Raw genomic sequence first — 12,690 nt, forward strand, 5'->3', positions numbered from 1 at the left:
CTCAGTCCTGGAAGGCGGCGATGACCTCGTCGGCGTCCTTGGCCTGGAGCAGCGCGTCGACGACGGCCTGCTGGGCCATCTTGCGGGCGAACAGGGAGAGGAGGCGCAGGTGGTCGTTGGAGCCTTCGCCGGACGCGCCGACGGTGAACATGACGACGAGCTTGGCGCCGGTGTCGTCGAGGGACTCCCAATCGATCTCGTGGTCGAGGATGGCGATGGCGACGCCGTTGCGCTTGACGGTCTCGCTGCGGCCGTGCGGGATGGCGATGTGGTTGCCGATGCCGGTGGCGCCTTCCTTCTCACGGTCGTGCAGGGCGTCGATGAAGGCGTCGACGGACTCGACGTAGCCCTGCTCGAACAGGCGCTCGGCGAGGGTGCGGAACACGTCCTCCTTGGTTTCGGCCTTGACGTCCGTGAGGATCGTGTTGCGATCGAGCACGTCGTTGAGGGTGAGGGCGTTGTCTGCCATGATGGTTTCCTTTCTCCTGTGATTGGTCCCGTATGGTTGTCGGTTGTTGGTCTTGTGTGGTCGGGGTGCCGCGTCCGTGCGGCCGCGTCCGCCGTGTCCGTCAGAGGAAGTTCGATGCGACCTCGTCGCGGTCTCCCCGGCTGTAGACGCCGATCACGTCGTCGTCGGCCAGCGCGGTGAAGAACCGTTTGACGGCCTCGCCGTCCTCCTCGGATGGCTCCGGCGGCAGCACGGTGAACACGAACCGGTCCACCTGCGCCCCCGCGCTCCAGTCGGCGAGCGGCCGGGCGAGCTTGACGAAGAGGAAGACCCCCTCCCCCGCGTCCGGGCATGCGGCGTGCGGGATGGCCATGTTCTCCGCGGCGAGCGTGTCGCCCAGGTCCTCGCGCTCCATGAGCGCCTCGGCGAGGCCGCGGCACCGTTCGAGCGGGATGAGCCCGTGCTGCGCAAGGTAGACGGCCACGGTGTCGATGAGCGTGCGCTTGTCCGGCGCGGCGAGCGTGGGCTCCCAGATCATGAATCGTCTCATCGGGCCATCGCCTCCCTGCGGATGCGGTTGGCCTCCTGCTCGAGCCGGTCCTGGTCCTCGAGGGTGAGCATCGCGGACACCACGAGCGTGGGGACCGTGATCTCCTCGGGCAGGCGGACGGTGGAGACGACCAGGTCGATGTCCGGATGCTTGGCGAGCTCCTGCTTGAGGGTGCGCGAGGAGACGGTCTCGACGATGCGGAATCCGGAGAAGCGCTTGGCGATCTTCGCCTGGAGCAGCTGGGCGGTGCCGAGTCCGGTGGTGCACACGAGCAGCAGGTTGAGCGGCATGGGCGCGCGCTCCACGGCCTGCGCGAAGTGCACGGTGATGAAGCCGAGCTCCTCGTCGTCGATGTGGGCCAGGCCGCGGCGCTGCTCGATCTCGAGGCAGGCGGCGCTCACCACGTTGAACAGGTACGGGTATTCGAGCTTGATCTGCTCGAGCAGGTTGTTGGCCACGCGGATGTTGTTCCGCAGGCGGTTCATCAGCGGCTTCATGTGCAGCGACAGGTGGGCGAACAGGCCCTGCTTGTCGATGGTGCGGAACGCCGGGTCCTCGGTGACGAGGTCGATGAGCTCGTCGGTGACCTCGCGCACGTCCTCGGGGATCTCGTGCGGGTCGAGCTGCGCGAAGTCGATGCGCGAGGAGGTGAGGTACTGGTACAGGTAGTAGACCTCGATGCGCGGCAGCGTGGTGCCGAGGTAGGCGTCGAAGTTGCCGATGACCTTCTCGCACACCTGGGTGACGCCCTTGTGGTGCTCGAGCATGGCCTCGTCGAATTCGCTGGGTTCGCCGTCGTCGATGAGCGAGCCGACGCCGCGGAAGCGTTCGATGAGGATGTACAGGTGGGTGAACAGGTTGACGCTGTACGGGTAGGGCACCTCGGCGTGGGTGAGGTCCTCGATGAGGTCGAGCTGGTGGGAGACGAACGCCACGTCGCGCTGCTGCACGTCATGGTCGGCGCGCATGAACTGGCCGTTGGCGATCGCGTCGTCGGTGACGAGCAGGCTGGCCATGGCGCGGCGGATGTCGGTCTCGGTGCCGGACACCCAGATGATGTCGCCGCTGCGGGCGAGCTCGAGCTTGAACTTGGCGAGCATGCGGCGCAGGGTGCGCAGGTCCACGGCGATGGCGGACTCGCTGATGTAGAACTTGCCCCACAGGTCGTCCATGCGGTACTGCTGGGGAGCGGTGATGAGCAGGCGCTTGATGATCTCGTCGCGGCGCTCCACGGAGCTCAGCGCGCCGCTCTTCTCGCCTTCGCCGGCGAGGTCGCGCTGGGCGAAGTAGTTGGAGGAGTTGAGGCGGTAGCCGCGGCCGCGCTGCGACTCGACGATCGGACCGTTCGCGGACTGCTCGTTGACGTGCTTGACGATGCGGGAGATGGTCTTGGTGGACACGCCGAGGACCGCGGACAGCTCCGTTCCGGGGACGAAATCACGACGGTTCAGCAGGTAGTTGATCAGTGATTTGTTGTATCCGGCCGTCATCGCCATTCGCCTCCTTCGGTGGTCTCCATTGCCTTGCTTCGTTGACATACATCAATGTATGACAGCCTTGCAGCCGAAAAGTCCGTTGCAGCGACACATCTTTGTCCGTTGGCTAGGGACATTGCAACTTGTCCGTTGGCAACGGACAATCGCGTGTCCGTTGGCTGCGACATGGTCCCGTGTCCGTTGCCAAAAGCCCGGAACGGTGCGCCACGCCGCCCTCCACGGCCTCCGTCCGCCCTACGATGGGAGACGAGGGACGGGGTGTGTCCCTTGGGCAACGGACATCCGTTGAGGACATTCATAAGGACGTCCATAAGGACATTGCTACGGGAAGGAAACGCGATGAAGGGTTGGCCCGGTGAGAGGGAACTGACGGTGCCGTTCGACGAGGTGCTCGCGCTCGACGCGTCCGCCGCGCACGAGGGGGCGCCGATCCGCGACGTGATCTTCGATTTCGGCAACGTGCTGGTCGATTGGGATCCGGAGGCGCTGTTCATGCCACGGTATTCGCATGAGCGCGTCGAGGCGTTCCTCGACAACGACGTCTCCGGCTTCTACGACGCGTGCGACCGCATGGACTGCGGCATGAGTCCGGAGGACGGCATCGCGTGGATGCGCGAGACTCACGGCGAACGCTGGGCGGAGATGCTCACGTACTATTTCGACAACTTCCTCGACTCGCTCACCGGCACGATCCCCGGCATGCGCGTGCTCGTCGACGACGTCAAGGCCGCGGGACTCGGCGTGTGGGGTCTGTCCAACTGGCAGAGCCAGACCATCGGCATGGCCGAGGACGCGTACGCCGTCCTGCGCGCGCTGGACGGGCGCGTCATCTCCGGCGAGGTGCGCCTGCGCAAGCCGGACAAGGCCATCTACCGCAAGGCGTTGGAGACGTTCAGCATCGACGAGGCCACCGCCGTGTTCGTGGACGACAGGGCGTCGAACGTCATCGGCGCGAATCGGGCGGGCCTGCGCTGCATCCGCTTCCGCGACGAGCGCGGCTTGAGACAGACGCTCATCACGGCCGGCGTGCCGATCCCGCAGGTCGCCGACTGACGGCGTTCCGGAGGCGTCAAGCGGCGACGGGACGGATGGCGGTCACGGCGCCCGCGTCGAACCCGTTGACGCGCGACCATTGGACCGGATCGGAGTCGAGGAGCGAATCGCGGGTCTCCGCATACTCGTCCTCGACGGCCTTGGCGAGCATGTCCACGCCCAACGCCACGTCGCGTCCGGACGTGACGGACGCCTTGACCGCGTACGTCTTCGCGCGGTCCACCACGTTCCTCAGGCTCGCGCCGGAGACCACGTCGGCGAGGAACAGGGCGCGCCACACGCCGTTCTCGTCGCGCACGTCGGCCAGATGACGGCGTTCGGAACGCGTGTAGATGTCGCGCACGAGGACGGCGGTGAGCGCCTCCGCGTCCACGCCCGGCTCCAACGGCAGGTTGTCGGTCAGATAGTGGCGGACGATGGCCGCGGCGGCCTTGGCGTCCGGACGGTCGATGCGGATCTTCACGTCGAGGCGTCCCGGGCGCAGCACGGCCGGGTCGATCATGTCCACGCGGTTGGAGGCGCCGATCACCATGACGTTGCCGAGCGACTCCACGCCGTCGAGTTCGGCGAGGAACTGCGGCACGATGGTGGTCTCCACGTCGCTGGAGACGCCGGAGCCGCGTGTGCGCAGCAGCGAGTCCATCTCGTCGATGAACACGATGACCGGACGGCCGTCCGCGGCGCGTTCGCGCGCGCGGCGGAAGATGAGTCGGACGAGGCGCTCCGATTCGCCGACGAACTTGTTGAGCAGCTCCGGCCCCTTGACGGACAGGAACACGCCGGCGCCGTCCGGTCCGGCGCCGGAGCCTTCGGCGAGCGCGTGCGCGACGGCCTTGGCGATGAGCGTCTTGCCGTTGCCGGGCGGACCGTACAGGAGCACGCCCTTCGGCGGCTTGAGGTCGTAGCGTTCGAACAGGGCGCGGTGACGGAACGGCAGTTGGACGGCGTCGCGGATCCGGTCGATCTGCCGGTCGAGGCCGCCGATGTCGCGGAAGGTGACGTCCGGCGTCTCCTCGAGCACGAGGTCCGCGTCGTCCTCGTGCGGGAGCGCGCCGATGGCGAGCCTGCCGGACGGGTCGACGACGACGCGGTCGCCTTTGGCGAGCATGGCGTGCGCGAGCGGCGTGGAGCGGCGCGTCACCGTGGGGTTGCCGCCGCCGTCGGTGACGACGAGACGGCCATCGTCGAGCGTTTCGGCGACGGTGCGGACGGGGCCGACGCCGTCGACGTCGCGTTGTTCGACGAGGACCATCTTCTCGTTGAGCACGACGGTGTGTCCGGCGGCGAGACGCGCGGCGTTGAGGTTCGCGGCGACGGGCACGACCATGCGCCGCGCGCCGGCGATCACCTCGGCGCTGGCGTGCTGCACGCCCATGTCGTCGATGCGGGACGAATCGACCTTCACCATGGTGGCGAAGGTGAGCGGCGGCTGGGCGAGCTGCGCGAGCTGCGATTTCGCCTTGGTGAGCTCCTTGCCGGCGCGGTTCAGCGCCTCGGCGAGCGCGTGGTTCCTCGCCATGAGGCGGTCGTTCGCCTCCGCGAGCTCGCGTGCGGTCTGTTCGCGTGCGTTCTGCTCACGCACGTCACGATCGTCCATCGCGTCTCCTCTCCCGGACGTCCCCTTCCGGGACGTCCCGTCGTTCAGTCGTTCCGTCGCCTGTTCCCCATCACTGTACGTACCTTGCGTACGGCCCACACGGCGATGACCACGATGAAGGCGACGATGACCACGTTCTCGAACACGTCGAGGACGCCGAGGATCGAGCACCAGCCGGCGCCGAGGAAGTAGCCGGCGGAGACGAGGACCGTGTTCCAGACGGCGGAGCCGAGCAGCGTCCAGCCGGTGAACTGGAGGAAGTTCATGCGGTTGAATCCGGCGGGGATGGAGATGAGCGAACGGACCACGGGGATGATGCGGCCGACGAGCACGCTCCACGTGCCGTAGCGGGTGAACCAGTCGTTGGCCTTGTTCACGTCCTTGCGACTCACGCCGGGGATGACGTCGGCGGCCTTGTGGATGCGGTGCAGTCCCACCCAACGGGAGATGCCGTACAGCGCCCACGCGCCGATGAGGGAGCCGAGGGTGGCCCAGACGATCGCCCCGACGAGGGTGAACGTGCCGCGCGAGGCGGTGAAGCCGGCCAACGGCAGGATCACTTCGGAGGGGATCGGCGGGAAGATGGATTCGAGGGCGATGGCGAGCGCCACCCCGAGGCCGCCGACGGCGTCCATGAGGACGACGAGCCAGTCGGTGATGGTCTGGATGAGGCCGCCGCTGCCGGTGGGGCAGACCGGCTGGGCAGACGCCGCGAATGTGGCGGATGCCGTCGCGGCGGACGCGGCGGATATCGGGGTGGCCAGGGAGGCCGTCATGGATGTCATGGTCGTGGTGGCGTCGAGGATGGCGTCGGAAATCATACGGGGCATTGTCCCAAGGTTTTTCGACAATCGGAGGCATGACTGACGAAACTGCGCAATCCCTTGACGAGACCACCGTGGCCGGCCCGACGGGCGCCTGGGGCTTCCCGGAGCCGCCCACGCTGGCGAAGCCGGGCCTGCTGGTGATGGACATGGATTCCACGCTCATCGACGAGGAGGTCATCGACGAGCTCGGCGAGGCGGCCGGCTGCGGCGAGGAGATCGCGGCCGTGACGGAGCGTGCGATGCGCGGCGAACTGGAGTTCTGCGACGCGCTGCGTGCCCGCGTGGCGCTGTTGGAGGGGCTGCCGGTCTCCGTGTTCGACACGGTGCATGACCGGCTGCATTTCACGAACGGCGCGCTCGAGCTCATCGACGTGCTGCACGCGCACGGCTGGAAGGTGGGCGTCGTCTCCGGCGGATTCCACGAGGTGGTGGACCGGCTGGCCGAGGAGGCGCATCTCGACCACAGGCTCGCGAACCGTCTCGAGGTGAGGGACGGCAGGCTCACCGGCCGCGTGCTCGGCGAGATCGTGTGCAAGACGGTGAAGCTGCACGCGCTGCGCGAGTGGGCGAAGCGCGACGGCATCGACATGGCGCAGACCGTGGCGGTGGGCGACGGCGCGAACGACATCCCGATGATCCAGGCCGCAGGCCTCGGCGTCGCGTTCTGCGCGAAGCCGAAGACCCAACTGGCCGCGCACGCGTCCATCAACGAGCGCGACCTGACGAAGGTCCTCGACTTCCTGCGCCGCTAGTCCACGCCCATCCGCACCTCGTCCCGCCCGTCCCACGACGCGGTTGCGGTGGTGGGACGGGTGTCAGGCGAGGCGGGTGGTGGTCAGGCGAGGCGGGCGCCGGCGCCGAGACGGGCGCCGCGGGCCCAGTCGGCGGCGCGCATGGCCTTCTTGCCCTGCGCCTTGACCTCGGTGAGTTCGAGGGGCGTGGTGCCGGTGCCGACCCACACGTTCCGCTTGCCGGCCTTGAGTTCGCCGGGGGCGAGGGATTCAGGCGCGTTCGGGTTCACGCCCGGCTCGACCGGCTGTGCGCGCAGCACGTGCAGGGTGGTCGGCTGCGTATCGTCCCCGCCGCCGGCGTGGAGTTCGCACCAGGCGCCGGGGTGCGGTGTGCAGGCGCGGATCTGACGGTCGATGGCCTCCACTGGTTCGGTGAAGTCGATGCGCGCGTCCTCGACGGTGATCTTGTGCGCGTACGCGAAGTCGCCTTCGGGCTGGGGCGTGTACACGGCGGTCCCCTCCCCCACGCGCGCGAGCGCGTCCACGTACATGGGCGCGCCCTCGTGGGCGAGGCGGTCGAGCAGTTCGCCGGAGGTCTCGCGTCCGGTGAGTTCGACGCTCATCGTGGCGATGACGGGACCGTCGTCCAAACCTTCGCCCACTTTGAACACGTCGGCGCCGGTGGTCGTGTCGCCGGCCCAGATGGAACGCTGCACGGGGGCGGCGCCGCGCCACAGGGGCAGGTTGGAGAAGTGGAGGTTGTACCAGCCGAGCGGTACGGCGTCGAGCACGTCCTTGGGCAGGATGTTGCCGTAGGCGATGACGGCGGCGATGTCCACGTCGAGGCCGCGCAGCGTGTCGAGGAAGCCGGGGTCGCGGGGTTTCGCGTCGATGACGGGGATGCCGAGCTCGAGCGCCGCGGCCTTGACGGGGCTGGGCTTCAGTTTGCGGCCGCGGCCGGTGGGCGCGTCGGGGCGGGTGAGCACGGCCGCGACCTCGAAGCGCGGGTCCGCGGCGAACGCCTTGAGGGACGGCACGGCCACGTCGGGCGTGCCGGCGAACAACAGTCTGGTCATGTATGCGGTTTCCTTTCCCTGCGGTGTTTCGTGGGCATATGAGAGCCCCGCACCCAAGGATGCGGGGCGAGGTTCACGGTTTCGTGGTTTCGTGGTGAACGGATGGGGCGCCGGCCGCGAGGATCCTCACCGACCATGCGGACGGCGGGTCATGGCATGGGCCGTGCCGCCCCGTCCTGCCTCACTCCACGCTCTGCACGTCGGGGATGCCGACGCCGGCCTCGATGAGCAGTTCGCGCAGTCGGACCGGGTCCCGGAAGCGCACGCCGCGGATGCCGGCCGCATTGGCGCCGACGATGTTCATGGCCTTGTCGTCGATGAACACGGCGCCGTCCGCGGTGATGCCGAATTCCTGAAGCGCACGCTCGTAGATGTCCTTGTGGGGTTTGCGCAGCTTCACGTAGCCGGAGACGACCTTGCCGTCGAGCTGCTGGAGGATGGGCGTGGCCCGTTCGGCGATGGGGAACAGCTCCTTCTCCCAGTTGGACAGGCCCCATACGCCGATGCCGGCCGCCTTCAAGTCGTTGACGAGGACGCGCGCGCCGGGCACGACGCCGGTGAGGGAGTCCTCGAAGTTGTCGAGGTAGTACTTGAGCATGTCGGCCCATTGGTCGCCGCTGTGCTCACGCATCCAAGCGACGCCCTCCTCGGGGGTGGCGCCGCCGTCCATCTGGTCGTTGGCGTCGTAGAAGCGGGAGATGTCGTTGTCGAGGAACCGGTCGATGGTGGCCTGGTCGTAGCGTGGGATGAGCACGGCGGCGGGATCCCAGTAGATGAGCACGTTGCCGAAGTCGAAGATGACGTCGGTGATGGGTTTGCCCGCGTTGACGGCCGCCTCGCCGTCCGCGACGAGCACGTCGTATTCCATATCCGGTTCGCCCGGCCAACCCTTCATCGTGGCTCCTTCCGTTGCCGTGGTCCGATGTCCGTTCGTTACGTCCGTCGTGTCCGCGCACTGCGGGCGATGCCGTGCGGCGCGTTCCGCCTCCCATGTTCCCATGCGTGCGGGACGGGTCAGATGAGGTCCTTGCGGTCGAGTTGGAAGCGCAGTTCGCCCGGTTCGCGGGTGGCCGCGTGGCGTGCCGCCTCGTTTCTGAGCCGTTCGGCGAGTTCCTCGCGCCGCGCGTGGGGTACGCGGATGACGGCGCGGACGCGGTCCGCGGTCACTTCGAGTTCGCGCGCGTCCACGGTGCGCGGCTGCGGGATGGGTACCGGTCCGAGCACGCCGGGCATGGTCTGCGAGGGGTCGGCCCGCATGGCGGCGTCCATGTCGTCCGTGGGACTTCCCTCCTTCGTCTCGGTCGACTGTGCATCCTGTATGGAGCAGATGGCCATGTCGCCGTCGAGCGCGCCGACGGCTTTGAGCGCGCGCATGACGGTGTCCCGTCTGCCCCAGACGCAGGCGACGCTGACGACCGGCGGCATGCCGGTCTCGCGGCGTTCGGCGAGTTCGCGCGAGGCGAGGAGCGTGGAATCCCAGAGCATGAGCGATTGGGCGATGGCCGGGTCGGTCTCCCCGAGCAGCAGCACCTGGCCGCCGACGGTGCGCGGTGCGCAGAGGCTTGCGGCGCGCATCCACGCGGCGAGCGTGTCCACGCGGGCGTCGAGCCCCGGAGCGTACAGGCTTGTCCATGCGTCGAGAATCGCCACGGCCGCGTAGGAGCCGTACCGGGGCGTGCCTCCCGCTGTGTCTTGCGGCATGCGGACGCGTGGTTCGGCGCCGGGTGTGGCGATGACGATGACCGGCCGGTGGTCGATGAGTTCGATGGGTCCGCCGGGCTGGCTGGGGCTGGACAGCAGGACGGGGACGCCGCGGAACAGACCGCGCAGTTCGTCGGCGGTGCCGGCGGCGCCGACGCGTACGACGCGCAGACGGTCGCCGTGGCAGTGCGGGCAGGTCCAGTTGGAGGCGGCGGCGCCGCACCAGCGGCAGCGCGGCACGGGGTTGCCGCGCACGCGTTGCAGGGGCCCGGTGCATTTGCGGCATCGCGCCTGACGCAGGCATTTCGGGTTGGCGCAGCTCAATGTCTCCGAGATGCCGTCGGAGGGGATGGAGAAGAGGACGGGACCGCCGCGCAGCGCCTCGCGGATGTTGGCCACGGCCACGTGGGGCACGCGTGCGCCGATGGAGGGGTCGGCGAGCCGGGCGAGCTCCTCGCGGTTGAGCCAGCGCACCCATGGCGTCGCGTCCTTCAATACGGTGGGCAACGGGCGGATGGCGGTGCTCGGTCCACTCACCGCGTCCGCCATGCCGGTGCGTTCCGTAGCCTCGAGTTGGCTGATGGGGCTTCGCGCGTTGGCGAGCGCGACGAACACGCCGTCGTGCGACCGGGCGCGCAGACGCAGCACACCGCGGGCGTGCGCGTAGGGCATCATGCCGTCGGCCTGCTGGTAGGCGATGTCGTCCATGATGGCGAACAGGGCGGGCCCTTCGACGGGCGCGTACATGGCGGCGCGCGGGCCGATGGCGCATCGGACCTGTCCGGTGGCGAGGGCCAGGTAGGCGCGGTAGCGGTCCATGGGCGGCATTTCGGCGCTGAGCACGGCGACGTCGCCGGTCCAGCCGCCGGTGCCGGAACGGCCCGGACCGAACGGCGTCAGTCCGAGTTCCCCCAGCGAGGCGAGCACGTCGTATGTCTCCCTCATGCCGGGCAGGACGATGACGGCGGCGTGTCCGGCGGCGAGCGATTCGGCGGCCATCCAGGCGAGCGCCGTCGCCGCCTGCCCCACGCCGGGCAGCGGGTCGACGACGAAGGAGCGGAAGGTGCGGCCGCGCAACGCGTCGTGCAGGTCGCGCATGCCGTCGTCGTACATGGCGGCGATGCGGTCGTATCGTGCGTCGACGCGCGTCGACGCGCCATCGGGCAGGCCACGGCCATCCTGTCCCGTCGGACCGGAGGCGGGCCGTCGTCCGGCGAATCCGCCGGCCGCCGCTCCCCCGTCGCGGCTGAAGCCGGCGACGAGACGCTGCTCCTTCTCCACTTTGGCGACGCGCGGGGGCACGGCGAGACGCAGGATGTTGGCGCGCGTGCCGCCGTACGCGTCGGCGATGAGCGTGATGTCACGGCGCATGGAGGCGGGGACGAGCACGTCGCAGCCGAGCACGCGTTCGAGGTAGCGCAGGGCGGAGGGCGCGGTATCGCTGCGTTCGGCGCGCTCCCAGACGACGCCGTCGACGCGCCGTCCGCCGAACCGCACGCGCACGAGCGTGCCGGGCACGGCCGCATCCGCGTCCTTCTCGTCGACGAGATAGTCGAACGTGCGGCCCAAGTGCGTGGCCTGCACGTCGAGCACGACGCGCGCGATGGGGTCCTTCCCCGCCGGCGTATGCTCGGCGGGCGCGCGACGGCGCCGCCTGCGGGGGGCGAGCCCGTCCAACGCCAGCTGTTCCGCGTCCGTTCCTGTCATGGGACCCATGGTAGCGGCAACGACAAGGACCGGTAGATATCTACCGGTCCCTTATCGTTCAGGCGTGTCCGTGCGCCAGGTGCGTGGTCAGGCGAGTTCGGCGACGGCGGCCTTGAGCTCGTCGACCTTGTCCGTGGCCTCCCACGGGAAGTCGACGTCGGTGCGGCCGAAGTGGCCGTACGCGGCGGTCTTCGCGTAGATCGGGCGCTTGAGGTCGAGTTCGTCGATGATCGCGGCGGGGCGCAGGTCGAAGACCTTGCGCACGGCCTGCTGGATCTGGTCGCGGGTCACGCCGCCGATCTCGGTGCCGAACGTCTCGACGTTGATGGACACCGGCTCGGCCACGCCGATCGCGTACGCGACCTGCACCTCCACGCGGTGCGCGAGACCGGCCGCGACGATGTTCTTCGCCACCCAGCGGGTCGCGTACGCGGCGGAACGGTCCACCTTGGACGGGTCCTTGCCGCTGAACGCGCCGCCGCCGTGGTGGGCGGCGCCGCCGTACGTGTCGACGATGATCTTGCGGCCGGTGAGTCCGGCGTCGGCGGCCGGGCCGCCGAGGATGAACGAGCCGGTCGGGTTGACGAGCTGACGGTAGTCGTCGTGATTGAGCGTGTCGCCGAGCACGTCGTCGAGCACCGGGTCGATGACATGCTCCTTGAGCTCCTTCTCGAGCCATTCGTGCGTGGCCTCGGGATCGTGCTGCGTGGAGATGAGGACTGTGTCGACGCGCAGCGGCTTGTTGTCCTCGTCGTATTCGATGGTGACCTGCGTCTTGCCGTCCGGGCGCAGGTGCGGCACCTCGCCGCTCTTGCGCACCTCGGCCAGACGGTAGGCCAGACGGTGGGCCAGATGCACCGGCAGCGGCATGAGCACGTCGGTCTCGTCGGTGGCGTAGCCGAACATGACGCCCTGATCGCCGGCGCCCTGCGCCTCGTAGCGCTGTTCACGGCTGGCGGCGGATTCCTCGGCCTCGCTCAGACGGGAGACGCCCTGGTTGATTTCGGCGCTCTGGCCGGTGATGGCGACGATCACGCCGCAGGAGTCGGCGTCGAGGCCGACCTCGGACGAGGTGTAGCCGATGCGGCGCAGCGTCTCGCGCACCTTCGCCTGCACGTCCACGTAGCCTTCGGAGGTCACCTCGCCGAAGACGAGGAACACGCCGGTGGCGGCGGAGGTCTCGACGGCGACGTGGGACTGCGGGTCCTGACGGAGCAGGTCGTCGAGGATCTCGTCGGAGATCTGGTCGCACACCTTGTCCGGATGGCCTTCGGTGACGGATTCGGCGGAGATGAGCTTGCGCTCGTGGTTGGTCATATCATCCCTCTTTCGGACTTATCGCCCCGCTCGCGCATATCCGCCGGCGAGGCACAATGATACGGATTGTTCTGTTGTTGGGGACCGTACGGGCTTCGGACGCGCGTTGCCGCGCGCCTTGGACGCAGCCTCGCGGCTACGAAAAAGGCCCGTGCCAAACCGTGCGCGCGAATCATCGCGTGCACGG

11 protein-coding genes and 1 riboswitch are annotated in these 12,690 nt (G+C 68.8%); of the genes, 2 read left to right on the forward strand and 9 right to left on the reverse strand.

What is annotated here, in order from left to right; genetic code table 11:
• Nucleotide 1 precedes the first annotated feature (1 nt).
• The 3 genes from KIH78_RS03185 to KIH78_RS03195 all read right to left on the reverse strand — a co-directional run bounded on the left by KIH78_RS03185 (nt 2) and on the right by KIH78_RS03195 (nt 2,494).
• Nucleotides 2-469, reverse strand: coding sequence for a PTS sugar transporter subunit IIA (locus tag KIH78_RS03185; RefSeq protein WP_219131192.1), 468 nt, complete (start codon nt 467-469; stop codon nt 2-4).
• Nucleotides 470-569: 100 nt separating this feature from the next.
• On the reverse strand, nt 570-998 hold the full coding sequence (locus KIH78_RS03190; protein WP_219131194.1) for a PTS sugar transporter subunit IIA: 429 nt from the start codon (nt 996-998) through the stop codon (nt 570-572).
• On the reverse strand, nt 995-2,494 hold the full coding sequence (locus tag KIH78_RS03195) for a BglG family transcription antiterminator (RefSeq protein WP_236034380.1): 1,500 nt from the start codon (nt 2,492-2,494) through the stop codon (nt 995-997). The genes KIH78_RS03190 and KIH78_RS03195 overlap by 4 nt, the downstream gene beginning before the upstream one ends.
• 339 nt (nt 2,495-2,833) lie before the next feature.
• Here KIH78_RS03195 and KIH78_RS03200 point away from each other — a divergent pair, with 339 nt between their 5' ends.
• Nucleotides 2,834-3,547, forward strand: coding sequence for an HAD family hydrolase (locus tag KIH78_RS03200; RefSeq protein ID WP_219131195.1), 714 nt, complete (start codon nt 2,834-2,836; stop codon nt 3,545-3,547).
• A gap of 16 nt (nt 3,548-3,563) precedes the next feature.
• Here KIH78_RS03200 and arc read toward each other — a convergent pair whose 3' ends face one another.
• Together arc and KIH78_RS03210 are read right to left on the reverse strand one after the other, a co-directional pair.
• Nucleotides 3,564-5,144, reverse strand: coding sequence for a proteasome ATPase (arc, locus tag KIH78_RS03205; protein WP_219131197.1), 1,581 nt, complete (start codon nt 5,142-5,144; stop codon nt 3,564-3,566).
• A 44-nt stretch (nt 5,145-5,188) separates the two neighbouring features.
• Complete coding sequence (locus KIH78_RS03210; RefSeq protein ID WP_219131321.1) at nt 5,189-5,920, reverse strand: DedA family protein; 732 nt, start codon at nt 5,918-5,920, stop codon at nt 5,189-5,191.
• An 83-nt stretch (nt 5,921-6,003) separates the two neighbouring features.
• Here KIH78_RS03210 and serB point away from each other — a divergent pair, with 83 nt between their 5' ends.
• The gene (gene serB / locus KIH78_RS03215) at nt 6,004-6,723 is read left to right on the forward strand and encodes a phosphoserine phosphatase SerB (protein ID WP_219131198.1); all 720 of its coding nucleotides are present in this window, start codon (nt 6,004-6,006) and stop codon (nt 6,721-6,723) included.
• Nucleotides 6,724-6,806: 83 nt separating this feature from the next.
• Here the strand turns inward: serB and fmt are convergent, their stop codons facing one another.
• From fmt to metK, 4 genes are all read right to left on the reverse strand, one after another.
• A complete protein-coding gene (gene fmt, locus KIH78_RS03220) occupies nt 6,807-7,778 on the reverse strand; it encodes a methionyl-tRNA formyltransferase (RefSeq protein ID WP_219131199.1) in 972 nt (323 codons plus the stop codon).
• A 181-nt stretch (nt 7,779-7,959) separates the two neighbouring features.
• Nucleotides 7,960-8,673, reverse strand: a complete 714-nt coding sequence (locus KIH78_RS03225) for an HAD family hydrolase (protein WP_214311358.1) — start codon at nt 8,671-8,673, stop codon at nt 7,960-7,962.
• Nucleotides 8,674-8,792: 119 nt separating this feature from the next.
• Entirely contained in the window at nt 8,793-11,186 is a 2,394-nt protein-coding gene (locus tag KIH78_RS03230) for a primosomal protein N' (protein ID WP_219131200.1), read from the reverse strand.
• 87 nt (nt 11,187-11,273) lie between these two features.
• The gene (gene metK / locus KIH78_RS03235; protein WP_219131201.1) at nt 11,274-12,503 is read right to left on the reverse strand and encodes a methionine adenosyltransferase; all 1,230 of its coding nucleotides are present in this window, start codon (nt 12,501-12,503) and stop codon (nt 11,274-11,276) included.
• Nucleotides 12,499-12,567: riboswitch (SAM riboswitch) on the reverse strand. (Overlaps the previous gene by 5 nt.)
• Nucleotides 12,568-12,690: the final 123 nt, after the last annotated feature.

This window comes from Bifidobacterium saguinibicoloris (assembly GCF_019331725.1).
Taxonomy (GTDB): Bacteria; Actinomycetota; Actinomycetes; order Actinomycetales; family Bifidobacteriaceae; genus Bifidobacterium; species Bifidobacterium saguinibicoloris.

Excerpts from the sequence above, each read along its gene's own strand:
- fmt (WP_219131199.1), bottom strand. The coding sequence starts at position 7,778 with ATGACCAGACTGTTGTTCGCCGGCACGCCCGACGTGGCCGTGCCGTCC.
- KIH78_RS03190 (WP_219131194.1), bottom strand. The coding sequence starts at position 998 with ATGAGACGATTCATGATCTGGGAGCCCACGCTCGCCGCGCCGGACAAG.
- KIH78_RS03185 (WP_219131192.1), bottom strand. The coding sequence starts at position 469 with ATGGCAGACAACGCCCTCACCCTCAACGACGTGCTCGATCGCAACACG.
- KIH78_RS03230 (WP_219131200.1), bottom strand. The coding sequence starts at position 11,186 with ATGACAGGAACGGACGCGGAACAGCTGGCGTTGGACGGGCTCGCCCCC.
- serB (WP_219131198.1), top strand. The coding sequence starts at position 6,004 with ATGACTGACGAAACTGCGCAATCCCTTGACGAGACCACCGTGGCCGGC.
- arc (WP_219131197.1), bottom strand. The coding sequence starts at position 5,144 with ATGGACGATCGTGACGTGCGTGAGCAGAACGCACGCGAACAGACCGCA.
- KIH78_RS03225 (WP_214311358.1), bottom strand. The coding sequence starts at position 8,673 with ATGAAGGGTTGGCCGGGCGAACCGGATATGGAATACGACGTGCTCGTC.
- KIH78_RS03210 (WP_219131321.1), bottom strand. The coding sequence starts at position 5,920 with ATGACGGCCTCCCTGGCCACCCCGATATCCGCCGCGTCCGCCGCGACG.
- KIH78_RS03195 (WP_236034380.1), bottom strand. The coding sequence starts at position 2,494 with ATGGCGATGACGGCCGGATACAACAAATCACTGATCAACTACCTGCTG.
- metK (WP_219131201.1), bottom strand. The coding sequence starts at position 12,503 with ATGACCAACCACGAGCGCAAGCTCATCTCCGCCGAATCCGTCACCGAA.
- KIH78_RS03200 (WP_219131195.1), top strand. The coding sequence starts at position 2,834 with ATGAAGGGTTGGCCCGGTGAGAGGGAACTGACGGTGCCGTTCGACGAG.